Below are 24,980 nucleotides of genomic sequence, written 5' to 3' on the forward strand. Positions count from 1 at the left end.
AACTTTTTTTATTATTGTTGACAATCTTTTTTATCATCAATTTTGTTATTTATCTTACCAATCATCATTAATATTGTAGCACTAACAATGGAGATTACAGCAGTACTTAAAAATTTATGCGGTATAAAGTAACATAATCCACTTAACAAAATAGTAGTTATTATGGAACAATATTTAAGTTTTAGTCTTCGTTCGTCACTTTTTATTCTCTTATTAATATTATCTACAGGAGAGAAAATACAAATAAATATAAACGAAATAACAAGTAACAATATTAATATGATAACATTAAATGCAATATACTTGGTAATAGTGATTATTAATGCAAATATGGCAAAAGTAATAAAGAAACATCCCCAGTAAGTTTTTGCATGATAACCACCCGAAAATATTCTAATAGGACAAAAAAATATAATAATAATAATATAATATTTTTCAAGAGAAAAAAGATAGAATATAATAAAGTATGGAATGATTTTAGTAATTTCAGAAAAAATACATACTAATCCATATTCCATTTTCTTTAGTTCTAAATCTGAAAATTCAGGGTTTGTCTCGGAAATTTTTTTTACTAAACAGGTTATAAATTTATTCATTTTTTATATCCTCTATTTCAAATTCAACCAAGAATTTGGTGATTTCTGGAGTACTACTTACGGATATTACTCCATTATTTTGTTGAACTAATTTTTTAGTAATATACAATCCAAACCCATGATCACTAGATTTTTTTGTTTTAGTAGAAAATCCCTTGTAAAAAATTTTTTTGCATATATTTTCAGAAATATAAGATCCATTATCACTTATTTCAATACAAAATATATTACATTCCCTAAAAGTAGTAATGGATATTTCTTTATATTCAATATCAGGTTTAGAATCAAATGATTCAAATGCATTATCTATAAGGTTACTAATAATACTCATTAATTCGTCTTCTCTAATTTTTATTGAACTAAATGGTTCGTTAATTGATACCTTAAAGTTTATATTGTTTTTCATTGCATAATTGTTTTTTATAGATAATAGTCCATCCAAATAATCATTTCCTGTGTCTAGATATCTAAATGATGAATGTATTGTATCTGAAACCCTTAATACATAATCATTTATTCGTTCAACAGTATTGGGTTTATTTAATAGACACAAGCCTTGTATAACATTAATATGGTTAGCAAAATCATGTTTTTCTTGCCTAATTATAGCAATTATTTCTTCCATATTTTTAATTTGTTGTTCTTGAATTCTATATTTATTGCTTATATTTATAAGCCTTTCCTTTTCTTTTAAATCTTTAAATAATAGTATTAAAAAGATAAAATATATAATAAGGACAAGAGCATTATATATTTTAATGTTATTAGAATCAAAAACACTAAAGTTAGCACTAAATATAAATAAGCTAAAAATTCCTACTTGGAGTATTAAGTTAGAAAAAAGAACTCCTTCTTTTTCAAAAAGCTTAAGTTTGGAAAAACGTGAGCTGAATTTAAAAAACATTATTATAGTAAAAATTTGCAATGTCTTGGAAATTATTATAAATATCCACCAATATAACGAGGTGGAAAAAATTTCATTCAAGTTTACTCTAAATATAAATATTTCTGTAATTTGAGCTAAATTTTCTGTAGTAAAGATTACTATAGAAAATAGAAAAAATATAACTACAGAATTAAAAAGCTTTATTCTGGTAATACAGGTTAATAATAGAATATAAAATATTGAGAGAAATATTGTATGATAAACCTTGGGAATATAAAAGGTACTCAAACAGGTTGCCAAAATATAAAATGTACAAAATAAGCCTGTCTTGACTTTATTTTGTAATATAAATCTTTTTTTAGTACATAATATTTCAAAGATTCCTAAAAGAATTAAAGATTCTACGCCATCTAGTAATATTTCTTTTATAATATCCATGCATGTTGTCTCCTTATATTGTTAAGGTTTTTATAAATATCATGGTTGAAAATTAGTATTTTCAACCATAATATTTATAAGAGAATAACTGGTTATTTTAGAAGCTCATCAGGGCATTTTGGTTGTTGTCCACTAGCATATGATGTTGGTACAATGGCTAGTGTTCCTAAAAATAAGCATACAGAACCTAAAGTTTTAAGTACTTTTTTTGAAAGATTTTTTTTAAAGAACATCATTTAACATTACCTCCTCAAATAACTTATTTTGTAATAAAATAAGCTGGATTGTAAATTTTACAATACACTTTGTATAATTCTACAATATATTAAAAAATCCTCCTAAATATCTTAAAAATTTGTTGAATTAACTAATATAAACTTAGAAGTTTTTAGAATTCTATACTATCTAAAAAATTATTATCATATATTTTTTCAGCTTCTTCAACCTCTAATGGTTTACTAAACAGGTATCCTTGAATATAATGGCAGCCGGCTAATTTCAGACGTTTATATTGAGCTACATTTTCTATACCTTCTGCTATTACTTCTAGATTTAAGCTTTTGGTAAGGGAAATTAAACTGTCTATTACCTTTATATTCTCAAATTCTAAAAATTTGTCATTTAAAGATTTATCCAATTTAATTTTATCTACTGGCAAAAAGGTTAAATAATTAAGAGAGGAATAGCCTGTACCAAAGTCATCTAAGGAAATTTTTATTCCTAAGGACTTTAATCGATTAACAAAAGCTATGTTTTTTTCCTTTTCTTCTAAAAATATACTTTCTGTTATTTCTATTTCTATATATTTGGATTCTACGTTGCATTCTTTTAATGTGTTTTCTAGAAATTCAATGTAATTTAAGTCATTTAATTGCTTTGGAGAAAAATTAATGGAAATGGGCTTTATATCCATGCCCTTCTTTTTCCAAATTCTTATTTGGTTTATGGCTTCTTTTGTGACCCATCTTCCGATTTCTATAATAAGTCCTGTTTCTTCAGCTACAGGTATAAATTGTGCTGGAGATATATGTTTATCTTTTAATCTTAAAAGAGCTTCAAAACCTACAACTTTTCCTGTAAAAGTGCACACCTGAGGTTGATATAATAACTTTAACTTTTCCTTTTTTATGGCATCCCTTAAAATACTTTCTACTTTTATCTTTTCCTGTAGTTTCTCTGTCATTTCTTCATTGAAAAACATATAACTGTCTTTTCCTTTATTTTTTACTTTATACATGGCCATATCAGCATTCATAAGCAATTGACTAACCTTATTACTATCAAAAGGGTATAGACTAATTCCCATGCTGCAGCTTAGGTAAATTTCCTGTCCTTCAATTATTAGCTTATTTTTAAATACATTTATTATCTTCTTTGCATAGTTTTCAATTATATCAATATTCTTTTCATCTTCGATTAGAATAAGAAATTCATCTCCACCAAATCTTGATACAAATATTTTTTCGTCTTTAATAGATTCAAGCTTTTCTGAAACACTTTTTAGAACCTTGTCTCCATATAAATGACCTAAAGTATCATTAATGCCTTTAAAATTATCAAGATCTAAAAGCATAAGTGCGCCATATTTATTTTTACTTATATCTTCTTCTAATTTTGCCATAAGCTTTCTTCGATTAGGCAAATTTGTCAAAGAATCATGATAAGCAATATGTCTTATATATTCTTCTTGTTCTTTAATCGAGCTTATATCAAGTACAATACCATTTATAAGCTTTATATTGTTGTTACTATCAAAAATACCTTTACCACGAATTAGTACCCATTTTAAATTACCAAAGCCATCTTTAATTTGTACTTGAGTATGTATTTCTTCTTTTTGATTTTTTATATAGCTTGCTATTTCTTTTATTAAATTTTCTTGATCTTCTTCATTTAGAAATCTTTTTAAAGTTTCATAAATATTTTCTTTTTCTTCAATGTATTTTCCTATAATATTTTTAAATCCTTCTAAAAAATGAATACTTTCATTTTCTATATCAAATTCCCATACAGCACTATTAGTTCCTTCAATAGCAATTTCATATTTTTGTCTTAAACTTTCTAACTTTTCTGTGTAACTTTGTATTTCTTCATATTGAGCTCTAAGTTCTTCCTCTGATGCTGCCAATTGTTGATAGGTTGCAGATATTTCTTCATTTGAAGCTTTCAATTCTTCTTGATTTTCTTTTAATTCATAAAAATAACTGGAGGTTTTATTTAATATATTATTTATAGAAGAAGCTAAAACAAAGAAAGTATCATTTCCATTAATGGATTTATTTAATCTATTTACAGGCTTAATAATATTTCTATTTTTTGCCCATAAAAGTAATAAAATCATTATAATAGCTATAATAGATGACTTTATGGCAAGCATATAAATAGATTTATAAACCTTTTCAGTGGAAAGACTTAATATAAGAACATTATTGACATTTCCGTTGCTAACTACAGGAACATATATTGTCAAAGCTTTTATATCTTCTTTTTTATAATAAGAATCTTTTTTAGCTATGTTTCCTTTAAGTGCCTCTTGCATTTCTGTTTCTTTATTTTTATCATATATAGTTCCAATTTGTTTTTTATCAGAATCAGCAATAGTTTTTAAATTTTTGTCAACAAAAATTACATGAAGAACATTTTCGCCAGAGGTCAATTTTTCAACTAAAGTTTGATAATTAAATTTTTGGGTTAGGGTCTCCACCTCATTAGCAGTTATGCCTATTTGGATAAAGGTTCCATCAGAGTTTTTAAAGTATCCATACTTTTTATAGTCAAAGGATTCCGTATCCATTCTTATGCCTTCCATGTATTCGGTTTTGCTGCCTAATCTAAAGTTTTCTACAGGATGGTTTTTAGTTGGTTTCCAGCCTAAATAACGGTCAACATTGCTATAAATAATGGTGCCTTCTGGTGAAAACCAGTTTATTTCTGATACATCAAGATCATTTCCGAGCTCTTTCAATAGGTTATTGCTCAAACTATTTTGATCCATAATTACAACTTTTCCAACTTTTCTGATTCTATCTTCTATAAGTTTATTAATTATTTCCAGTGAATTAGCATTTAATTCTACTTGCAAAACAGTTTGCTTAGCTAGATTTACCCCATCTTGTTTCATTTGGGTTAATATCAAGTCTTTACTTGTGTGGTAACTAATCAAACTTATTGAAAATATGGAAAGTAATCCAATGAACAATGGTATATAAATTAATTTATATTTATTTATTATAGCTTTTTTTGATTGATATTTTGAATTACTCATAATATTCTCCTTATTGAACTTATAAAATGCGACGTAAGATAGTAGTTGAGTTATTGTAATTTATTCGACACAATCATTTAAAATCCTTTGATTTGTGAGACTTTTTTTGAGTGATTTTATATTTAAATGTTTTTTAGGTAATTATTTCTACATTATTCATAATTTAATCTTCTTTAATAATTTCCAAATATTTTATTTATACTATCACTAATCTTCAGCCAACTATTATAAAAGTCGTTTAATTCTTGTTTTCCTAAACTTGAAAGACTATAATATTTTCTTTTAGGACCAAAGGGAGAAGCTTTTTTTACAGAATCAATAAGACCATTTCTTTCAAGCCTAAGTAGTAGAGGATATATGGTGCCTTCGCTAATTCCATCAAGACCATAGTTTTTTAACCTTTCAGCTATTTCATATCCATAAACTTCATCATCATTGATAATTTTGAGAATACAGCCTTCTAAAGTGCCTCTATAGAATTGAGATTTATCAACCACAATACATACCCCCTCTGACTATGTTTTTGTGCAAGTTAATATAGCTATATTGTACTACAAGATAGCAATGGTGTAAATGGATTTATATTAGTTCAGTAAACATGTAAAAATCCAGTTCTAAAAGTTTTTTTGTGATTGGTATCCAGTTAGAGAAGATTGAAAAAAGATTATTTTGAATCTTGACAAGTAAAGTAATAGGAGATAAAATTAGAACAAGTTTTACACAATGTGTAAATTTACTTTGTGTGTAATATTGTACAATATATAAAATGAGTATAATACAAAATGTACTTGGAGGTAAAAAATGGATACTAATGAAATGTTAGTTGAAAGCCGAATGGATAGAAAGAAAAGGGAGACCAGGCAAAAAATCATTAAGGTTGCTATGGACTTATTTCATAGTCAGGGGTTTGACGATACAACAATGGAACAGATAGCAGAAAAAACAGATATTGCAAGAAAAACTTTATATAACTACTTTTCAATGAAAGAGGCTATAGTTGATGAATATGTAAGAGGAATTTCACAGGGGTTAGCCAAAGAAAATTTAAGAATTATAGAAAATCTTATAGATACTAAGTCTCGTCTTATGGCTGTCCTTAATCATTCTTATGATTGGGTTGAAAAAAACCCTGAAATTACAGGAATATGTATTAATTATCGTTTAGGAAATATGGTTAAGGAACCAGGATATAAAAGCACTGAAACGGGTACTCAGAGCATTTTGAGCAAAATTATCAGTTTAGGACAAAAGGAAGGAGAAATCAGGTCAGATATTTCAGTTAACTTGTTGGTGAGGCATATAGATCTTCTTAGGAGTACAATGACCTTTGAATGGTTGAATGATCCATCAAGGTTTGAACTACATGAGGAAATAGTCAAGCTGGTAGATTTATTTATATACGGAGCAGCCAGCAAAATAGATAGTTCTAAAAAATCCCATATGGATGAATAAAGGAGGTTACTTAGGATGAAGTATTTTTTGAATTGGAAGGAAGCTTTTGAGTCAGGTGTGTCAATAGTTGGGGGTAAAGGTTGGAATCTAGGAAGGTTAGATCAATATGGTTTTAACGTTCCTCAAGGATTAGTACTGACTGCAAAGGCTTATGATGAATATATCAAGTACAATAAATTACAAAAAATAATTGATGAAGTTGTTTTAATGGTTACTATAGAAAATTTGGATGAAGTTCAAGTTAAAGAGAAATTGGATCAGTTAAAGGAAAAAATTATAGGTGGCTCAATACCAACATCTATTATTCAGGAGTTACCTACATATATCAATAGCTGTGGAAAATTAAAAAAATCCTGGGCTGTGAGGTCTTCTGCAGTTGCGGAAGATTCTGAAAAGGCATCCTTTGCTGGCATACATGATTCATTTTTGAATGTTTGCAGTTTAGAAGATATATTGTCAGCAGTGAAAGAATGTTATGCTTCTTTGTGGTCTCCTAGAGCTGTGGCATACCGCAAAAAGATGAATATAAGTGATAAGGATGTAAAAGCAGCAGTAGTGATCATGGAGATGGTGGAAGCTAAAGCTGCTGGAGTAGGTTTTACTTGTGATCTTTTATCAGGCCGTCAGGATATTATAGTGATTAACGCTAATTTTGGGTTAGGTGAGTCAGTGGTGTCTGGCACAGTGGAGCCGGATACATATTATCTAGAAGCTGAAGCTGTAAATTCCAGTCCTCATTTAATATCGAGAAAAATTGGACACAAACAGGAGATGGTTATCAAAAGTGAAAATGGTGGAACTCAATTTATTAAGTCAGAGGAAATGTCTTTACAGCAGGTACTGCAAGATAAGGAAATTGAAAAGCTTGGCAGGCTTTTATTGCGAGTATTTGATGCATTAGGTAATAGTAATCAGCATCAGGATGTAGAATGGGTTTATGATGGAAAGGAGTTTGTATTGGTTCAGGCTAGGCCAATAACCACTATGCCACGAAAGACATTTCCTGCTTTGCAGAATCAAGTAGATATTTGGTCTAATGGTAATTATAGAGACGCTGTTCCTATGGTTCAATCACCTTTAAATCGCTGCTTAATGAAAAATATTATTGATACTATGCATCAAGGCTTTTTTACTGGAGTGGGTTATGACTTTCCTCATGGTTTGGAATTTTCCAAGTTTTTTAATGGAAGGCTTTACTGCAATATGTCAGTTCAACAGTGGGGGAATTATGATGCAATGGGAGCCTTGCCTCAAGGTTTTGGCGTTTTTTGGGGTGGTCACCAGAAGGATATGGAAATAGACGACCCTGATCCCTATGGTGGAGTAATTGGGTTAAAGAGAAAAGAACGTGTAGTTAAGAACATGGACTTGGTTAAACAGCGCAAAGAAAATTCTGCTGAAGCTTGGAGTCAAACCATAGCTTCAGTAAAGTCAATAACCAGTGAAGATTTTAGTAAATGGGCAGATGAAGATTTTATCAGTAAGTATAATGAATTAGGCACCATCGTCAAAGGAATGGCTAAAGAATTCATGTTTTTAAGTGCAGCAGGCAGTATGCCAGTTATGTATTTATTAAACATTCTCTCTGAGTATTTTTCAGATAAAGCATTAATGGTGATAAATGCATTAATGGTTGGAGGAGCAGCAGATATAACCAGCGCTGATCAAGGCTATAAGTTAGTTGAAATGGCTGAACTAGCTCGTAAAGACTCTGATGCTGTTAAATATTTTAATGATGATAACTTTGATCCTATGAACTGGGAAGTAAAGTTGCCTGAAAGATCTCCATTTAAAAAGGCCTTTCATGAGTTCATACAAGAATATGGTCATCGTGCAGTTTATGAGTTAGATATTATAAACCCTAGGTGGATAGAAGATCCATCTTATTTGCTTGGGATTATACATAGTACTATAAATACTGCTGACATTGGGAAACTTAAGAAGGAGCAGAAAGAGAAATTAGAACAGGCGTGGATTGAAATTAAAGAAAAAGTGCCTACTTCTAAACATTGTGAAATAAGAAAGCTTGTTAAGGAATGTCAGGATGGAGCAGCAGTGCGGGAGAAGAATAAATCTGTATTAGCATTGATCATGGATGCATATAGAACAATTGCCAAAGAATTAGGATATCATTTTTATGAAAGAGCTGTAATTAAAGAAACAGATGATGTGTTTTTTTGTACATGGACAGAGCTTTTTTCAATATTGAGTGGTGAATGGGATGGAAAAGGACTTCAATTTATAATTGCTGGAAGAAAAGAATGGAAGAAGAAAATGGAATTGATTGCTCCACCAGATGTGATTTATGGTGAAACTCCAAAATTTACAGAACCAGTTATAGAATGTTCTAGCAATTGTCTAACTGGAATATCAGTTGCTGTTGGAAAAGTTTCTGGATTAGTTAGGTTGATAAGTAATCCAAATGAGGGAGGACAACTTCAGCTAGGAGAGGTTATGGTAGCACCATCTACTGATCCAGCATGGACACCATTGTTTTTAAAAGCAGGAGCTGTTGTTATGGAAACAGGAGGTTTTCTATCACATGGAGCCATTGTAGCTAGGGAATATGGAATTCCAGCAGTGGTGAATATATCAGGAGTAATGAGTATATTGAAAGATGGACAGAAAGTATTAGTGGATGGAGATAATGGTAAGGTGTTTCTTGTAGATGAAAATATTAAATAGCATAGAGAGAAAGTTTACAAGAAATTAGTGTATGAAAAAATACTACATTAATAATAGAAACTTCAAGTAGAAAATTTCATTGGTAATTATTTTATAATTATTTTATAATTCTTTATAAAATTTTTAAAATTGCTTTAAAAGATTTTTAATCTCTGTCTTTATAATGAACTCATAACAAACAAGGAAATTAAAAATAACATCCTTGTAAAAATACTAGGAGGTCATATTAATGAACAAGATTAAACTTTTATATGATGTATTTAAAACTATGCAGGAAAAGGAAGAATTTAATGTAAAGATTAAAGTAGATGCTGAAAAAGGGGAAACAAAAGTATTATCTCTTTCTAAGGAACTTAGTACTAATACAACTACTGGGGAGTGTAAAGCTAAAATAAACAGTGAATTTGATTGTGATGGAAAAAAATCAAAGCATGAAAGCAACACAGAGTTTAATATGAAGGATTGTGGACATCATAAATTCCATCATCACATAGGCAAAATGGGTCATATGAACCATCATGGTATGGAATGTTGTGATCATAAAGGTATAAAGGGAAAACTTTCAAAAATTACTTTCATACTTAATACACTAAATAATCTTAAGGTAGAAGAAAAAGATGAAATATCAATATTGTCCCTTAACTTAAAGGATATAATTAGTGAAATCAAAAATCAGCATAAAGATTTAGGAGAGGCTCATAAAAACTTCCATTTTGAAGGTATGGGTGAACAGCATAAGTGTCATGATTTTATGAAAGAATTACTTTGCTCTGAAAATAGCAATGCTGATTTAAATGTATATGTCAATAAAAATAATGAGGTTGAAAAGATAGAAGTCACTGCTAAAGGTGAAAATAGCTTAAATGCTTTAGTAAACTTCAGTTGGTAAAGGTCTGTGGGTGTAAGCTTAAATTTTACACCCATTTTTTTATTTTAAGTGACAATATACTGTGGTAATATAATTGTAACTAAATTTTCAAGGTGGTATATATGTATAGTTTTAAAAAAAGTAAAAATGAACTTCATAAAGAGTGGCATGAAAAACATCATAAATGGCATAATGGAGATCACGAACATTTACATGGAATTCATGAGATTCGCCATAGGCATAAAGATGAGTTTCGCTTATGTCATAAATATTTAATTTGGCTTCGTCCCATAGCATTTTTGGTTAATATATTTATAATTTACTTAATCTTTAAAGTTGTGGGAATTAAGGCTATAACCATTTTCTTTGCAGCAATATTTACTGCTAAGGAATTTGCGCACTTATATATATATTGGCGATTAGAGAAAAGAATTATGAAACCTATTGAAAGTTTAAAGACTGGAGTAGAGCAAATTGCTAAAGGGAACTATGAAGTTAGAATTGAAAAAAAGGTTTATAATGAAATTGGTATTTTAATAGATGAGTTTAATAAAATGGCAGAAAAACTAGAGCAGGGTGAAAAGTTAAAAAAGGAATATGAAGAAAATAGAAAGACTCTTATAGCAAACATATCCCATGATTTAAAAACTCCAATTACCTCAATAAATGGATATGTTGAAGCTATACTAGATGGTGTTGCACATTCACCTGATAAAATAAATAGCTATCTTAAAACAATTCATAGTAATATAGATTATATAAATAGACTTATTGATGATTTATTTTTGTTTTCAAAGCTTGATATGCAAAAGGTAGATTTTAAATTTGAAAAAGTAAAGATAAAACCTTTTATGCAGGATTTGATGGAGGAATTTGCCTTTGTCTTAGGTGAAAAAAATATTAAATTTAGTTTTAATGATAAAATAGAAAGAGAAATAGAAGTTAACATAGATGGAAAAAGGATATACCAAACTATAAGAAATATTATAGGAAATGCTGTTAAATATGGTGAAAAAGAAACTTTAGCTATTTCCATTGGATTAAAGGATGAAAAAGATCATATAAAGATTATCATAAGTGACAATGGCCCGGGCATAGCGCAAGATAAGCTTCCTTATGTATTTGATAGATTTTACCGTATAGATACAGAAAGAACAAAAGATTTAATGAGTACAGGGCTTGGACTGGCAATTGCTAAGGAAATGGTAGAAGCTCACGGAGGGGAAATTTCCGTTCAGAGTATTTTGTCAGAAGGCAGCACTTTTATAGTAGAGCTTCCTATAGTAATTTAATCATAATGGTACAAGGAAGGAGAGATTTTTGTGAAACAGGTTTTAATAATTGAAGATGATAATAATATTGCAGCTTTAGAGAGAGATTATCTTCAATTGAATGGATATAAGGTGGATATAGAACAAGATGGAATATCAGGATTAAAAAAGGCTCTACTTGGTGTTTATGATGTAGTTGTAGTAGATTTAATGCTTCCAGGTAAAGATGGATATGAAATAGTAAAAGCAATTAGAGATAAATTTGAAATTCCAATTATAATTGTATCAGCTAAAAATGAAGATATAGACAAAATAAGAGGTTTAGGTTTTGGTGCAGATGATTATTTGACTAAGCCTTTCAGTCCAGCAGAATTAGTTGCAAGAATAAGATCCCACATTATGAGATATGAGCGTCTATCAGGTAAAAAGGTTACTTTAGAGATTATCAGTCATAAGGCTTTGGAAATTCAAACAGATTCCCATAAAGTATTTGTAAATGGCAAGGAAATTTTTCTAACAACTAAAGAATATGAATTATTGGTATTCCTGGCTTCCAACCCTAATATAGTTTTCACAAAGGATCAAATATTTAGCAGCATTTGGGGAGAAGATTACTGTGGTGATACAGCTACTGTAGCAGTGCATATACAAAAGCTTAGAAAGAAGATAGAAAAAGACTCTGGAAATCCTGAGTATATTGAAACTATATGGGGTACAGGATACAGGTTTAATTCTTAGCATTAAGTAAATATGAGGATCATTTAACTTTTTTATAAAAAAACTTGCATTATATAACATAATGTGTTACTATTATTGAGAACTTAAATTAGTAGTAAATAATTTAACACAAATATATTTCAATTAGTACTTAGTAATATAGTATAATGATATCGAAATTTTATTAGTGGATTATTACAATGAATTTAGGAATAATAAAATTTCGGAGGTACGCATTATATGAATGGTACAGTAAAATGGTTTAATGGAGAAAAAGGATTTGGATTTATAACAGGAGAAGATGGTAAAGATGTTTTTGTACATTTTTCTCAAATAAAATCAGATGGTTATAAATCACTTGAAGAAGGTCAAGAAGTTTCTTTTGATTCAGTTAAAGGACCAAAAGGACTACAAGCAGAAAATGTTACAATTCTTTAATTAGTGAATATTTTACCCCTTAAATAGTTACTCTATTTAAGGGGTTTTTATTTGTTTATAATTTATATCTTCCTATTTGAAAAAAATTAAATAGTGAGAGAATCGCAAACCAATTGAAGAATAGCATATTTATAAGCATGTCCGAAAATTGTACCTTTTATATAACAGCGGCAGAAGAAGTAGGTTTTCGTCCATGCCTTTTGTGCGACCGGAACTTGCTCCTCGTACCCCAAAAGAAATATTGAATTTGGCAGAAGCATGGCGGCCTTGGCGCAGTTATGCGACAATTAATTTGTGGAACTCTCTGGGAACCATACAATTTAGTGGAGGTAAAATATGATTTATTCGACACATTATTCATCACCTGTAGGACTGTATACATTGGCAAGTAATGGTGAAAGTCTCATTGGCCTGTGGGTGGAAGAACAAAAATATTTCGGTAATACTGTGATGGAATCTATGACTGAAAATTCGGCGTTGCCGATATTTGCCGTCACAAAAAAATGGCTGGACAGGTATTTCTCTGGTGAAAAACCAGCTATTTCTGATCTGTCTCTAGCACCTAATGGCGGTACTTTTCGCAAGGCTGTATGGGATATCCTTTGTGAAATTCCATATGGCAAAGTCATTACTTATGGGGATATTGCCAAAAAAATGGCTTCACGAATGGACAAGGAACATATGTCCAGTCAGGCAGTGGGCGGAGCTGTGGGACATAACCCCATCTCTATTATTATCCCTTGCCATCGGGTTGTTGGCTCAAATGGCAGTCTGACCGGTTATGCTGGCGGTATAGATAAAAAAATAAAATTGCTTGAACATGAAGGTGTAGACATGACGCATTTGTTTAAGCCTGTTAAAGGTACTGCACTTTAATTTTAAGTGTTGGAGTACTAAAAATAGTGAAGTTGTTTTTATCTGTTTTCAAAGATAATCACAAATGCTATACTAAAATATTATCGCAAATCAATCAGAAAGTATTTAATGAACTAAAGCTTATATATTGACAAGCTTAATAAATTAAACTACACTAAAATAGTCCGTAAGCGGACTATTTTGTAATAAAGGAGTTTTCTTTATGGAATGGATTTACCTTATTCTTGCGATTTTATTTGAAATTGCAGGAACAACATTAATGAAAGTGTCTTATGGGTTTACTAAAATATTGCCAACTATAGGAACATTTTTAGGTTATATAATATGCTTTATTTGTTTATCTATGGCGTTGAAAAAAATAGATATAAGTGTGGCATATGCTATATGGTCTGCAGCTGGATTAGTTATACTATCAACAATTGGAATATTTGTTTTTAAAGAAAGCATTAGTGTTCTAAAAGTAGTATCTTTAGCCTTTATTGTATTAGGGGTTATTGGACTAAACTTAAGTGGAGTAAGCCATTAATTTATTAATGATTGTAAGAGACACTATTTAATAATAAAAGAAAGAGTGGATGAAAATTGGATAGTAGAGAGAAAATTAATGATCAAATAGACAATTATTATGATTTGTGGTTTAAGACAAATGACATATATAGTGATTGGGCTAAAAGGCATAATATTCAGGAAAATGTTTTGTTTGCTTTGTATGTTATAAATAGTGCAGTACCATATTGTACACAAAGCCAAATTTGTAACAAGTTATATTTGCCTAAGCAAACAGTATCTCAGATACTATCTGGGCTTGAAAAAGATGGGTATATATCTAAAGAAACAAATGCTGAAGACCGTAGAAACAAGATTATTAAATTTACTGAAAAAGGAGAACGTTTTGCAACACGTATTCTTGAAGAACTGAAGGTAGCAGAAATTGAAGCTTTCAGTCAACTATCGGAAAAGCAGCGAAGCACTATAATAGAAAGTTTTGCCTTGTTAAGTAGTGTGTTAATTAAAAGTTTTTCCAAATGATAAAAATATTTAATAATGCTGTATATCAAGTTGCAACAGGAAAAGCTAAATTTCAGCAAAAGAAAAAATAGAGGAAGAAGCTTCAGAAAGTCCACTTATCTTATTTTATGTATTTTGTTATAATTATGTTAAAGATAAAGAGAGGTGAAGCAGTATGTATGCTAAGAATATACACTATACAGAAAATGATTTTGAAAATATTCAGGCTAATTATAATGGTAAGGCTGAATATAGTAACGGATATATTGTATTATCATCTAATACTTCCATTCAACATAATAAAATAATATCAAGATTAAATTTTAAATTAATGACATTTCTTGATAAAAGTAAATGCGATGTATATACCGAATCTATTGAAATAATTTTTAAAAATAATGAAGAAGTGTATAAGTATAAACCAGATGTATTTGTAATGTGTGAAAAATCTACTAGAGAAGGTGAAAGTTTTACATCAGCTCCAAAGGTTGTATTTGAAGTTATTTCAAAAAGTACTGCATCGCATGACTATATAACAAAGTTAGATGTTTATCAAAGATTTGGTGTTCTTGAATATAATATAGTTGAGCAAGAAGGGTATATAGTACAATATTCATTAATAGATAATCAATATAAAATAACAAATGTTTTTAAGAATAATGATACTTATATAAGTACAGTTTTTCCAGATATATCTATAAACCTAGAAGATATATTTAAGTTCTAGAAGTGCATCTTTACTAAAAAATTGTTAGAGTTTTATATTTATTCTTTGCCAAGAAAACCTGGATAAGTTCTTCTAAGACTCAGATGGGTAAAATGTCTAAATGATATTTTACGAGCTTTTGCTCAGGTAAGAGGTATTCCTCACAAGCAAATTTCACCTGAGTCTAAGAATCACTTGATCGGTTAAAAATATTTGCAATAAAAAGATTGAAAATTTTTAAAATATAGAATATAATGAAAATATAGAAGACGTTCATGAAAAAGTTATACCCCTAATGATGACTAATAAATTTTAAATGTCCTAAGGAAGCAGAACCTTAGAGGAAAATAAAATCTATAGTAGTACATATAAGTATATTTTAAAATAAACACTTAGGTAAGACTAGGTGTTTATTTTGCTTGTGTAACAAAATTTAAATCAGTCTATGCTAACTTTTATTTTTTATATCCTCATGCATAATTTGCATAACTTTTTCGAGTTCTTCAAACGGCTGTGGGCAGATTCTTTAAAAAGATAAAAACCTTTTACAGGTGCTTGAATTTTCTTTAGATAAGCTTCTTACATGGAGTGATTTACAGTATAAGCCCTGTATAACATTTTAAATACAGTTATAATTATCCACTTAATATTATACCAAGTATAAAAAGATAATTAAACTCTTAAACCTATCATGATTTTTGGTTTAAATAAAGCTTATCTATGATAAAATAATGATATAGCATGGTTAAAGTGTTATGGAAGAAGAATAATATATTAAAATAGCATTTAAACAGGAAGAATTTAAATAGAACTTATAACAATGAAGGAGGATCAATTTGGATGAAGGAATTTAATGTCACAGGTTTATGTATACCTGAAAAACATTTTATGGTTGATATAAGTGGTAAAATAAAAAAGATTATTGAAATGATAGATAAAGGAGACTATTTTACAATCAACAGGCCAAGACAGTTTGGTAAAACTACTATCTTTAATCAATTAGTAGAAGAATTAAGCAAAAAATATATTGTAATTAAGACAAGTTTTGAAGGTATTGGCGATGATATTTTTCAAACTGAAGAGAAGTTTTGCGAGATTATATTCAATATATTTGCTAGAAGTGTTAGATTTACTAATAAGGAGTTATATGACAAATTAAAAAGTTATGGGGAGAAAACAAGAAATTTTAATGATTTATCTGAAAATATTACTGATATGATTGATAAATATAATAATGATATGGTTTTAATCATAGATGAGGTGGATAAAAGTAGTGGCAATAGAGTATTTATGCAGTTCTTAGGAGTGCTTAGAAATAAATATTTAGCTATGGCTTCAAAAGAAGATATAACTTTTAAAAGTGTTATACTAGGTGGGGTAAATGACATCAAAAATATTAAGCTTAAGATTAGGGAAGAAAAGGATAGAGCTTTTAATTCTCCCTGGAATATAGCAGCAGATTTTAAAGTAGATATGTCTTTTTCAAAAGAGGAAATAAAAACAATGCTTAATGAGTATGTAAATGAAACTAAATTAGATATGGATGTAGAGCTTTTATCTGGTGAAATAAGAAATTTTACTAGTGGATATCCCTATCTTGTAAGTAGACTTTGTAAAAATATTGATGAATACCTTGGAAGGGAATGGACATTAAAAGGACTTAAAAAATCCATAAAAATGGCATTAAATGAGCATAATACTCTTTTTGATGATGTTATTAAAAATATTGAAAACTATAGTGAAATAAAAACTGTAGTTTATCAGATATTAGTAGAAGGAAAGCAAATTCCTTATAATCCTTTTGCTTATGAAAAAGCATTGATGTACGGAATATTATCAGAGGATACTGGTAGGCTTATCATGAACAATAAGATTTTTGAAATGTTAATATATGATTATCTTATTGCACAAAGGGATGTTCAGAAAGCTGCATCAAAACTTACACAAATAGATAAGGATGAGGTTTTAGATGCTGAAGAATTAAATATGGAAAAAGTTCTGTTGAAATTTCAAGAATTTATGTATGAACAATATAGAGAAGAAGATGAACACTTTTACGAAACCAACGGTAGACTTATATTTTTAGCATACTTAAAACCAATTTTAAATGGAAAAGGCTTCAGTTTTGTAGAACCTCAAACAAGAAAGAATAAAAGAATGGATGTAGTAATTACTTATGGAAATAAAAAATACATAGTAGAACTTAAAATATGGAATGGTGAAGCTTACAGAGAAAAAGGAGTACATCAGCTTGCAGAATATATGACAGAACAAGGGGTAAAAGAAGGATACCTTTTAACCTTTAACTTTAATAAGAATAAAAAATGTACCGCAGGGTGGATTAAAGAAGAGGAAAAAAATATATTTGAGGTAATGGTTTAATTAAATATTAGATACTTCAAAATCTAAATTAGCCATTGTTCTAAGTGCAATAGCTACTTTAAGTATTAAAATAAATGTTTGTAAATTAAGAGGAGAGAATTAAAATGACAGATTGTATATTTTGTAACTACAACAAATCAGAAATAATAGCAGAAAATAAGCTTGCTTTTGCTATAATGGATAAATTTCCTGTAAATGAAGGTCATACCTTGATAATACCAAAAAGACATTTCCCATTTTTATTTGAAGCCTCAGAGGAAGAAATAAAAGCTATATACAGCCTTATGCATGAGGTTAAGGAAATGTTAGACATCCAGTATGAACCAGCAGGATACAATGTAGGAGTTAACATTGGTTATTATGCTGGGCAGACAATAAAGCATTTGCATGTTCATATGATCCCTAGATATAAGGGCGATGTAGACAATCCTAGAGGGGGAGTTAGAAATTTAAAGAAGGCTTTAGTTGAGTATGATGGGTAAATTAGGATGGTGAGAAATGCTTTATATTAGAGTTATTCAAGATGAGTATAATGATGATTTGTAAATTTGGTGGTGATTAAATATGAGTGATATTATAAATATGGCTAGGATTTTTATATCAAATATGAACGATAAATATAGTATAAAATTTGCATATATTTTTGGTTCACAAGCAACAGGAGAAGCTTCAAAAAATAGTGATGTAGATATAGCAATATACTTTGGTAAAAGTTATGAGGCTGTAGAAGAGGCTTTTATAAGAGGAGATATAATAGAAGAAGGAATGGCGTTTTTTAAGAAGGATATAGATGTAGTTTCATTAAAGAATGCTTCGCTGCTCATGAAATATGAAATAATTCATGATGGAATAATAATTAAAGATGACGATGAAAGGGCAAATTTTGAATCCCTAGCCTTAAGGGAATATTTTGATTTTAAATATTACTCTGATATATATGATAATGCAGTAATTGAAAAAATTAAGCAAGGAGAAGTTTTTGGAGGGTAACTTATGGTAAAAAGAGAAATTGTGATTTCAAGGATAGATAAATTAAATGAATATATAAATATACTGAAATCTGTAAAAAAATATGATAAGAAGAAATATATTGATGATCCACTTATATATGGCTCATCGGAAAGATTTCTGCATTTAAGTATAGAATGTGTTTTGGATATAGGAAATCATGTTATATCAGATATGAGATATAGAAAACCAGAAAATAATAAGGATATATTTTTAGTTTTGCATGAAAATAAAATAATAAATGAAAAATTAAAAAACAATTTATGTAATATGGCTGGATTCAGAAATATTTTAGTTCATGACTATATGAAACTTGATAGAGGATTAGTTTACGATATAATAAATAATAACTTAAAGGATATAGAAGCTTTTGTGAAAATAATAGTAGAATATATATAAAATAAAACATCTTTGTAACGTTGAGGTGAAAGCATGTATAAAATAATGACAGTAGAAGATGATTTAAAACTTTGTGAAGAAATACAAGAAGCTCTTTTAAAGTGGGGCTTTAATCCTGTTAAAGTTAAAAACTTTGAAGATATACTTAATGAATTTGTACAAAATAAACCTGAGCTGGTTATTATGGATATAAATCTGCCTTGTTTTGATGGATTTTACTGGTGTCAAAAAATAAGAGAAATATCAAAGGTACCAATCATATTTTTATCTTCAAGAAACACAAATATGGATATAATAATGGCAGTACAAATGGGTGGAGATGATTTCGTCACAAAACCATTTTCTATGGATATATTGGTGACTAAGCTTCATGCCATGCTTAGACGAACATACTCTTATGGAGAAAACTTAGGAGATGTACTTGAGTGCAGGGGAGTTATTTTAAATATAAATGACAGCACTTTATCTTATAATGAAAACAAAATAGAATTGACAAAAAATGAATTAAAAATACTGCTTCTTTTGATGAAAAATATAGGAAAGATAATCTCACGAGATAGGATTATGAGGATCTTGTGGGATGACGATACTTTTATTAATGACAATACATTAACTGTAAATGTAAATAGGCTTAGAAAAAGGCTTGAAGACATAGGTATTAAGGATTTTATAGAAACTAAAAAAGGACAAGGATATGTAATATTATGAGTTTAAAAGTATATTTGAAAAAGTCTATATGGGCAATTATACATTTTATCATTATAATAACAATAGTTAATTTAGTACTAATAGGAACTACAGAATTTTCAAAGCTTAAGTATGACATTATATACATGAATATTTTAGTTTTTTCTGTTTCTATATTCTTTTTAATATTTAGATATAGAAAGTGGAAAGAAAGCTATAAAGATTTTTATGAAGGATTAATGCAGGAAAAAAATATAGATTTACTGATGCCTAAAGATGATGGATTTGAAGCAAAGCTTATTAAAGCTTCAATAAAATTAAAAAACAAGGAACTTTATGAAAATGAAAATAAGTTAAAAGAGGAAATTGATGAGTTAAATGAATACATAACAAAATGGGTTCATGAAATAAAGATTCCTATTTCAGTATGCGAATTAATATCAGACAAATTAGAAGATATTTTTGATACAAATAGTGATATTCCTGAAAGTTTAAGAGGCGAACTTGCAAGAATAAAGTTTTTAGTTGAACAGGTGCTTTATGCAGGCAGAGCATCTAGCTACTCACAGGATCTTTTAATAAATGAAGTAAATATAAAGCAAGTAGTAAATGAGGCTGTTAAAAAGAATTCATTTTTTTTCATTTCCAAAAAGATAGATTTAAGATTAAAAAAATTACAATTTAATGTCTTAACAGATAAAAAGTGGCTTTCTTATATATTAGAGCAAGTTTTAAACAATGCTTGCAAATATGTAGGTGAAAATGGAATAGTGGAAATTTATTGTGAAGAAGATGAAAAAGCTACAAGATTATGTGTAAGAGATAATGGAATAGGAATATTGCCTAAAGACATATCTAGGGTATTTGACAAAGGTTTTACAGGAAGTAATGGAAGAAAAAGTGGAAAATCAACAGGAATGGGATTATACTTTTCTAAAAAAATGGCTAAAAAACTGAATCATGATATAAAAGCTGTTTCACAGGCTGGAAACTGTACAGAATTTATTATAACTTTTTATAAATTATCTGATTATTTTAAGGTATGAGTTTAATGCTCATGCTTTTTTTGTTTGAAAATATTTAAGGTTACGAGAATGTCACATAACACCTTAAAATGTCATGTAATGTGATGGAGAAGAAAGAATAAAAAGATTAAAATTAATATATAAGAATTGAGGGGCCCCCTTAAAGTATATTGCAAGGAGGAAAATAAGCTTATGCTTAAAATAAAAAGAAAAATAGCAGCTGTATTAATGATAGGTATAATGTTTGCTTTTTCAGGATGTGATAACAGCAGCAAGTATGTTTGTAAAAGTGGAAATAGGGTAGAAGCTTGGCAAAAAGATTTGGATTACCTTAAGGAAGAACTTCCTAAAAAACATAAAAACTTATTCTTTAAATTAAGTAAGGATCAGTTTAATAGTGAAATTGAAGGTTTAAAGCAGTCTTTAAATAAAATGAATGATGATCAAATTCAAATGGGTATAAACAAAATAATGACTTCTATTGGGGATGGTCATACAGGTCCTAATATAAGTTCAGAAAAAGCGTTCCCATTAGATTTGTACTGGTTTAGTGATGGTATTTATGTTATTAATACAACAGAGGAGTACAGTCAAATCAAGTACAATAAGCTGGCAAAAATTAATGATAAGCCTATAGAAGATGTAATTAAAAGTGTTTCACAAGTAATTTCTCATGATAATGAACAGGGCATAAAGAGTCAGATAGGTTACTATATTGCAATGCCATCAGTACTTTATGGGCTTAATATCATAGAAAATATTGATAGCTGCAAATTTACTTTTGAGGATAGTAATGGGAAAATATCAGATGTGAATTTAAAACCATTAAGTAGTGATACAGTATTTAGTGCAGTAATTGGTAAAGGAAAAGAAGGGGAGAAGGTTCCTTTGTACATGAAAAATCAAGATAAAGCTTATTGGTATGAATATTTAAAAGATAGTAAGACAGTTTATTTTAGTTATAATAAATGCTCCGAAATGCAAGAAAAAGGTTTTAAGCAATTTTCTAAAGAACTTATGGATGTAATTAATAAAGAAGATGTGAAAAAGCTTGTTATAGATATGAGGAGTAATGGAGGAGGAATTTCAACAATACTCAATGATTTCATTAAGGAAATATCAAAAAGCAAGCTAAATGAAAAAGGGAAACTTTATGTTATTACAGGTAGAAGGACTTTTTCATCTGCAGTATTAAATGTTATAGATTTAAAGAAAAACACTAAAGCAATTTTTGTTGGTGAGCCTACATCAGGAAAACCTAATCACTATGGTGAAGTTAAAAAATTTAAGCTTCCAAATTCGGGATTAACTATAAAATATTCAACAAAGCATTTTAATAATTATGATAAAGATGATTCTGCATTTAATCCAGATAAAGAAATAACAGTATCAATAAAAGATTATGTAAATAATGTTGATCCTGTGATGGAGTATATAATTAAAAGCTCAAATTTTGCAGTTAAAAAATAGCTAGTTTTGATTAAAAGGAGTAGATAGAATGAGTACAGTAATAGAAACTAAGGATTTAGGAAAAATATATGGTTCAAAAGCAGTGGCTTTTACAGCACTTCAGGGTATTAATCTTAAGGTAGAGGAAGGTGAATTCTTAGGGATTATGGGGCCTTCTGGAGCTGGTAAGACTACTTTGCTAAATTTACTTTCAACTATAGATGTGCCAACCACAGGAAATATTATATTTAATGGTAAGGATATAACCCAATTAAAAAATAAAGAGCTGTCTCTATTTAGAAGGGATAAGATAGGTTTTATTTTTCAAGATTTTAATTTGCTAGATACTATGACTGTAGAAGACAATATAGCTCTGCCTTTAGCATTATCCAAGGTGAATCATAAAGAAATACAAAATAAGGTTAGGCAATTGAGTGAGTTTTTTGGAATTGATGCACACTTGAAAAATTATCCATATGAGCTTTCAGGAGGACAAAAGCAGAGAACAGCAGCAGCAAGGGCTTTGATAACAGAGCCTTCTGTAATATTTGCAGATGAGCCCACAGGAGCTTTAGATTCAAAATCCTCTGCAGAATTACTTCAATGCTTGAGCAGTATGAATGAAAAATTCAATAAAACAGTAATAATGGTAACCCATGACGCTTTTGCAGCAAGTTACTGTAAGAGAATATTATTTATAAAAGACGGGAAAATTCATGCTAGAATTGATAAAAATGAATCCAGAAAGGAATTTTTCCAAAGGATAATTGAAATGCTGGCCGCCTTAGGAGGTGCAGTTAATGAACTTCTTTAGTATAGCTTACAATAATTTTAAACACAATATAAAAACTTATGCTTTAAACCTAATGGCAATGATTTTTTCTGTGGCAGTTTATTATAATTTTATAGCTTTAAGTGATAACCCACAAATTGTTCAGCTTAATCAAATTATGAATATTGTTAGATCTGCATCAACTTCAACAGCAGTACTACTTCTGGTATTTCTAATATTTTTTATTTGGTATTCAAATTCCTTTTTCTTAAAGCAAAAGAAAAAGGAAATAGGAATTTATGCCTTTATGGGCATAGATAATTACAAAATAGGATTAATTTATGCCTTAGAAGGATTTTTACAAGGACTTCTATCTATAGTTATTGGTAGTTTTGTTGGAGTATTATTTTCGAAACTATTTATAATGCTTTTATGTAAAGTTGCATTTTTGGATGTGAAAATAAACTTTTTTATATCAGTACATGCGTTGATTGAAACAATTATTACATTTTTAATTATATTTTTTATAATTTCAGTTTTGGGTTATTTCAATATAGTGAGAAGTAAATTAATAGATTTATTTAATGCCTCAAAACAACAAGAAGGGCTTCCAAAGTTGAGCAAATTTAAAGCAGTATCTTCAATTATAATAATTTTAGGAGCATATGGTATGTGTACAAGCTTATCCAAATTAATGGTAATTGCAAGTGTTCCTGTTATAACTATAATGGTTATTTTTGCAACTTATGGACTTTTTGGTTCTTTCTTTTCAATGATAATGAGATATCTTTTAGATAAAAAACAAATTTTATATAACGGTACAAACATTGTAAGTATATCCAATATTGTTTTTAGGATTAAAGGAAATTACAAAACTCTTGCAACTATTGCTATTTTAATTGCATCAGCAATCACAGCCTTAGGAACAGCAACTTCAATTAAATATAATACAAAAATAGAACTAGATCTTCCATATTCTTTTACTTATGTATTGGATGGCAATTTTGAAGATGAAATTGAATCTAAAGTTAATAAATATATTACTTCAGCAAATCATAGTATTTTATTAAAGGAAAAAGTGAATTTTATTCTTGTAAATAAATTAAAAATTGATGATAACCTCTCAAATGATGAATTTATGGTAGTTAAAGCTTCTGATTTTAAAAAGATAACAAGAGATTTAAAGGTTAAAGATACCGAAGATATTTTAAAAAAATCAGAACTTAGAAGTGGTGAGGCAATTTATGTACAAAGACCTAAAACTCTTGTACAAGCGAATAAACTACAAAAAGTTCAAATTAGCAATTTAAAGTATAATGTAAAGATGGATTTAAAAACACCTTTATTTGGTGGAATAAAAAATAATCCTTGTTTAATTGTAAATGATAAAGATTATGAAATTATAAAAAATGATTTTAAGGAAAGCAAATTTTACGGCATTATAGTAAATGATCAAAAAAACACATTAGATTTGTCTGCAAAATTAAGAACCATAAGAGTTTTAGATAATAACTTATATTCCTATGCTCAAAAATATAGGTCTGGTTATGAAGGTTATGGTGTTATTTTCTTTATGGGATGTTTTTTAGCACTGGTTTTTGTAGTAGCTACAGGAAGTATTATTCATTTTAAAATTTTAAGTGAAGCTTATATGGACAAGGAAAAATATAAAATTTTATTAAAAATTGGAATGACAGAAAAAGAACTAAAAAGAACTATTTCAAAGCAAGCTGCAGTATATTTTATCCTGCCTTTGCTTGTAGGTGTAATTCACAGTTCCTTTGGTATAGTTATATTGGGTAGATTAATGGAATGCAATTTAATATTACCCACAGTTATAAGTGTTGCGACTTTCGGTGTAATTTATGGTATGTTTTATATCTTTACATTGGGTAAGTTTAGACAAGTTTTGAATCCTTATAATTAAGAGAAGATTTATTGCAAGGGGTGAAGGAATTTTATTTAAAAGTAATAAGGCAAGGGGTAATGTGATAATCCCCTTGCCTTATTTGTATTTAATTCACTAGTTTATAGATTTTTACGAATATGGGT

General features: G+C 28.9%; 24 protein-coding genes. 19 read left to right on the plus strand and 5 right to left on the minus strand.

Going from position 1 to position 24,980, the window contains the following annotated elements; all coding sequences use genetic code 11:
- Positions 1-11 precede the first annotated feature (11 nt).
- The 5 genes from EG57_RS0214965 to EG57_RS0214980 form a co-directional block, all read right to left on the minus strand.
- Entirely contained in the window at positions 12-596 is a 585-nt protein-coding gene (locus EG57_RS0214965) for an accessory gene regulator B family protein (protein ID WP_032077992.1), read from the minus strand.
- Positions 589-1,920, minus strand: coding sequence for a sensor histidine kinase (locus EG57_RS0214970; RefSeq protein WP_032077993.1), 1,332 nt, complete (start codon positions 1,918-1,920; stop codon positions 589-591). Before EG57_RS0214970 ends, EG57_RS0214965 begins: the two co-directional genes overlap by 8 nt.
- A 92-nt stretch (positions 1,921-2,012) precedes the next feature.
- Complete coding sequence (locus EG57_RS26300; RefSeq protein ID WP_108849453.1) at positions 2,013-2,156, minus strand: AgrD family cyclic lactone autoinducer peptide; 144 nt, start codon at positions 2,154-2,156, stop codon at positions 2,013-2,015.
- A 152-nt stretch (positions 2,157-2,308) separates the two neighbouring features.
- Entirely contained in the window at positions 2,309-5,185 is a 2,877-nt protein-coding gene (locus tag EG57_RS25505) for a GGDEF domain-containing phosphodiesterase (RefSeq protein WP_052037941.1), read from the minus strand.
- A gap of 173 nt (positions 5,186-5,358) precedes the next feature.
- Complete coding sequence (locus tag EG57_RS0214980) at positions 5,359-5,682, minus strand: PadR family transcriptional regulator (protein ID WP_032077994.1); 324 nt, start codon at positions 5,680-5,682, stop codon at positions 5,359-5,361.
- A gap of 304 nt (positions 5,683-5,986) precedes the next feature.
- Between EG57_RS0214980 and EG57_RS0214985 the strand changes: the two genes are divergently transcribed.
- The 19 genes from EG57_RS0214985 to EG57_RS0215075 all read left to right on the plus strand — a co-directional run bounded on the left by EG57_RS0214985 (position 5,987) and on the right by EG57_RS0215075 (position 24,855).
- On the plus strand, positions 5,987-6,637 hold the full coding sequence (locus EG57_RS0214985) for a TetR/AcrR family transcriptional regulator (protein ID WP_029163099.1): 651 nt from the start codon (positions 5,987-5,989) through the stop codon (positions 6,635-6,637).
- Between the two features lie 15 nt (positions 6,638-6,652).
- Positions 6,653-9,322 (plus strand): PEP/pyruvate-binding domain-containing protein, encoded by a 2,670-nt coding sequence (locus EG57_RS0214990; protein WP_032077995.1) that lies wholly within the window; start codon positions 6,653-6,655, stop codon positions 9,320-9,322.
- 229 nt (positions 9,323-9,551) lie between these two features.
- A complete protein-coding gene (locus EG57_RS0214995) occupies positions 9,552-10,211 on the plus strand; it encodes a hypothetical protein (protein ID WP_032077996.1) in 660 nt (219 codons plus the stop codon).
- Between the two features lie 101 nt (positions 10,212-10,312).
- Entirely contained in the window at positions 10,313-11,482 is a 1,170-nt protein-coding gene (locus tag EG57_RS0215000; protein WP_032077997.1) for a sensor histidine kinase, read from the plus strand.
- A 30-nt stretch (positions 11,483-11,512) separates the two neighbouring features.
- Entirely contained in the window at positions 11,513-12,199 is a 687-nt protein-coding gene (locus EG57_RS0215005) for a response regulator transcription factor (RefSeq protein WP_032077998.1), read from the plus strand.
- A 219-nt stretch (positions 12,200-12,418) separates the two neighbouring features.
- On the plus strand, positions 12,419-12,616 hold the full coding sequence (locus tag EG57_RS0215010; protein ID WP_029163094.1) for a cold-shock protein: 198 nt from the start codon (positions 12,419-12,421) through the stop codon (positions 12,614-12,616).
- Between the two features lie 336 nt (positions 12,617-12,952).
- On the plus strand, positions 12,953-13,492 hold the full coding sequence (locus EG57_RS0215015; protein ID WP_032077999.1) for a methylated-DNA--[protein]-cysteine S-methyltransferase: 540 nt from the start codon (positions 12,953-12,955) through the stop codon (positions 13,490-13,492).
- 202 nt (positions 13,493-13,694) lie between these two features.
- Positions 13,695-14,018, plus strand: coding sequence for a DMT family transporter (locus EG57_RS0215020; RefSeq protein WP_029163093.1), 324 nt, complete (start codon positions 13,695-13,697; stop codon positions 14,016-14,018).
- 56 nt (positions 14,019-14,074) lie between these two features.
- Positions 14,075-14,521, plus strand: coding sequence for a MarR family winged helix-turn-helix transcriptional regulator (locus EG57_RS0215025; protein WP_032078000.1), 447 nt, complete (start codon positions 14,075-14,077; stop codon positions 14,519-14,521).
- Positions 14,522-14,675: 154 nt separating this feature from the next.
- A complete protein-coding gene (locus tag EG57_RS0215030; protein ID WP_032078001.1) occupies positions 14,676-15,227 on the plus strand; it encodes a Uma2 family endonuclease in 552 nt (183 codons plus the stop codon).
- Between the two features lie 819 nt (positions 15,228-16,046).
- Positions 16,047-17,588: an AAA-like domain-containing protein gene (locus tag EG57_RS0215035; protein ID WP_032078002.1), complete on the plus strand. Its 1,542-nt coding sequence runs from the start codon at positions 16,047-16,049 to the stop codon at positions 17,586-17,588.
- Positions 17,589-17,692: 104 nt separating this feature from the next.
- Positions 17,693-18,070 carry an HIT family protein gene (locus EG57_RS0215040; protein WP_032078003.1) on the plus strand — a complete coding sequence of 126 codons (378 nt, stop codon included), beginning with the start codon at positions 17,693-17,695 and terminating at the stop codon, positions 18,068-18,070.
- Between the two features lie 82 nt (positions 18,071-18,152).
- Positions 18,153-18,578, plus strand: coding sequence for a type VII toxin-antitoxin system MntA family adenylyltransferase antitoxin (gene mntA / locus EG57_RS0215045; protein WP_032078004.1), 426 nt, complete (start codon positions 18,153-18,155; stop codon positions 18,576-18,578).
- A gap of 3 nt (positions 18,579-18,581) precedes the next feature.
- Positions 18,582-18,995, plus strand: a complete 414-nt coding sequence (hepT, locus tag EG57_RS0215050) for a type VII toxin-antitoxin system HepT family RNase toxin (RefSeq protein ID WP_032078005.1) — start codon at positions 18,582-18,584, stop codon at positions 18,993-18,995.
- Between the two features lie 33 nt (positions 18,996-19,028).
- Positions 19,029-19,703 carry a response regulator transcription factor gene (locus tag EG57_RS0215055; protein WP_032078006.1) on the plus strand — a complete coding sequence of 225 codons (675 nt, stop codon included), beginning with the start codon at positions 19,029-19,031 and terminating at the stop codon, positions 19,701-19,703.
- The gene (locus EG57_RS0215060) at positions 19,700-20,728 is read left to right on the plus strand and encodes a sensor histidine kinase (RefSeq protein WP_032078007.1); all 1,029 of its coding nucleotides are present in this window, start codon (positions 19,700-19,702) and stop codon (positions 20,726-20,728) included. Before EG57_RS0215055 ends, EG57_RS0215060 begins: the two co-directional genes overlap by 4 nt.
- A 171-nt stretch (positions 20,729-20,899) precedes the next feature.
- Positions 20,900-22,177: a S41 family peptidase gene (locus EG57_RS0215065; RefSeq protein WP_032078008.1), complete on the plus strand. Its 1,278-nt coding sequence runs from the start codon at positions 20,900-20,902 to the stop codon at positions 22,175-22,177.
- Positions 22,178-22,205: 28 nt separating this feature from the next.
- The gene (locus EG57_RS0215070) at positions 22,206-22,970 is read left to right on the plus strand and encodes an ABC transporter ATP-binding protein (protein WP_032078009.1); all 765 of its coding nucleotides are present in this window, start codon (positions 22,206-22,208) and stop codon (positions 22,968-22,970) included.
- A complete protein-coding gene (locus tag EG57_RS0215075) occupies positions 22,957-24,855 on the plus strand; it encodes an FtsX-like permease family protein (protein WP_032078010.1) in 1,899 nt (632 codons plus the stop codon). Before EG57_RS0215070 ends, EG57_RS0215075 begins: the two co-directional genes overlap by 14 nt.
- Positions 24,856-24,980: the final 125 nt, after the last annotated feature.

The organism is Clostridium drakei (assembly GCF_000633595.2).
GTDB lineage: Bacteria > Bacillota > Clostridia > Clostridiales > Clostridiaceae > Clostridium_AM > Clostridium_AM drakei.

Coding starts and splice junctions, on each gene's coding strand:
- EG57_RS0215070 (WP_032078009.1), top strand. CDS start 22,206: ATGAGTACAGTAATAGAAACTAAGGATTTAGGAAAAATATATGGTTCA.
- EG57_RS0214970 (WP_032077993.1), bottom strand. CDS start 1,920: ATGGATATTATAAAAGAAATATTACTAGATGGCGTAGAATCTTTAATT.
- hepT (WP_032078005.1), top strand. CDS start 18,582: ATGGTAAAAAGAGAAATTGTGATTTCAAGGATAGATAAATTAAATGAA.
- EG57_RS0214985 (WP_029163099.1), top strand. CDS start 5,987: ATGGATACTAATGAAATGTTAGTTGAAAGCCGAATGGATAGAAAGAAA.
- EG57_RS0215035 (WP_032078002.1), top strand. CDS start 16,047: ATGAAGGAATTTAATGTCACAGGTTTATGTATACCTGAAAAACATTTT.
- EG57_RS0214990 (WP_032077995.1), top strand. CDS start 6,653: ATGAAGTATTTTTTGAATTGGAAGGAAGCTTTTGAGTCAGGTGTGTCA.
- EG57_RS0214995 (WP_032077996.1), top strand. CDS start 9,552: ATGAACAAGATTAAACTTTTATATGATGTATTTAAAACTATGCAGGAA.
- mntA (WP_032078004.1), top strand. CDS start 18,153: ATGAGTGATATTATAAATATGGCTAGGATTTTTATATCAAATATGAAC.
- EG57_RS0215030 (WP_032078001.1), top strand. CDS start 14,676: ATGTATGCTAAGAATATACACTATACAGAAAATGATTTTGAAAATATT.
- EG57_RS0215010 (WP_029163094.1), top strand. CDS start 12,419: ATGAATGGTACAGTAAAATGGTTTAATGGAGAAAAAGGATTTGGATTT.
- EG57_RS25505 (WP_052037941.1), bottom strand. CDS start 5,185: ATGAGTAATTCAAAATATCAATCAAAAAAAGCTATAATAAATAAATAT.
- EG57_RS0215015 (WP_032077999.1), top strand. CDS start 12,953: ATGATTTATTCGACACATTATTCATCACCTGTAGGACTGTATACATTG.
- EG57_RS0215075 (WP_032078010.1), top strand. CDS start 22,957: ATGAACTTCTTTAGTATAGCTTACAATAATTTTAAACACAATATAAAA.
- EG57_RS0215055 (WP_032078006.1), top strand. CDS start 19,029: ATGTATAAAATAATGACAGTAGAAGATGATTTAAAACTTTGTGAAGAA.
- EG57_RS0215060 (WP_032078007.1), top strand. CDS start 19,700: ATGAGTTTAAAAGTATATTTGAAAAAGTCTATATGGGCAATTATACAT.
- EG57_RS0215000 (WP_032077997.1), top strand. CDS start 10,313: ATGTATAGTTTTAAAAAAAGTAAAAATGAACTTCATAAAGAGTGGCAT.
- EG57_RS26300 (WP_108849453.1), bottom strand. CDS start 2,156: ATGATGTTCTTTAAAAAAAATCTTTCAAAAAAAGTACTTAAAACTTTA.
- EG57_RS0215040 (WP_032078003.1), top strand. CDS start 17,693: ATGACAGATTGTATATTTTGTAACTACAACAAATCAGAAATAATAGCA.
- EG57_RS0215065 (WP_032078008.1), top strand. CDS start 20,900: ATGCTTAAAATAAAAAGAAAAATAGCAGCTGTATTAATGATAGGTATA.
- EG57_RS0215020 (WP_029163093.1), top strand. CDS start 13,695: ATGGAATGGATTTACCTTATTCTTGCGATTTTATTTGAAATTGCAGGA.
- EG57_RS0214965 (WP_032077992.1), bottom strand. CDS start 596: ATGAATAAATTTATAACCTGTTTAGTAAAAAAAATTTCCGAGACAAAC.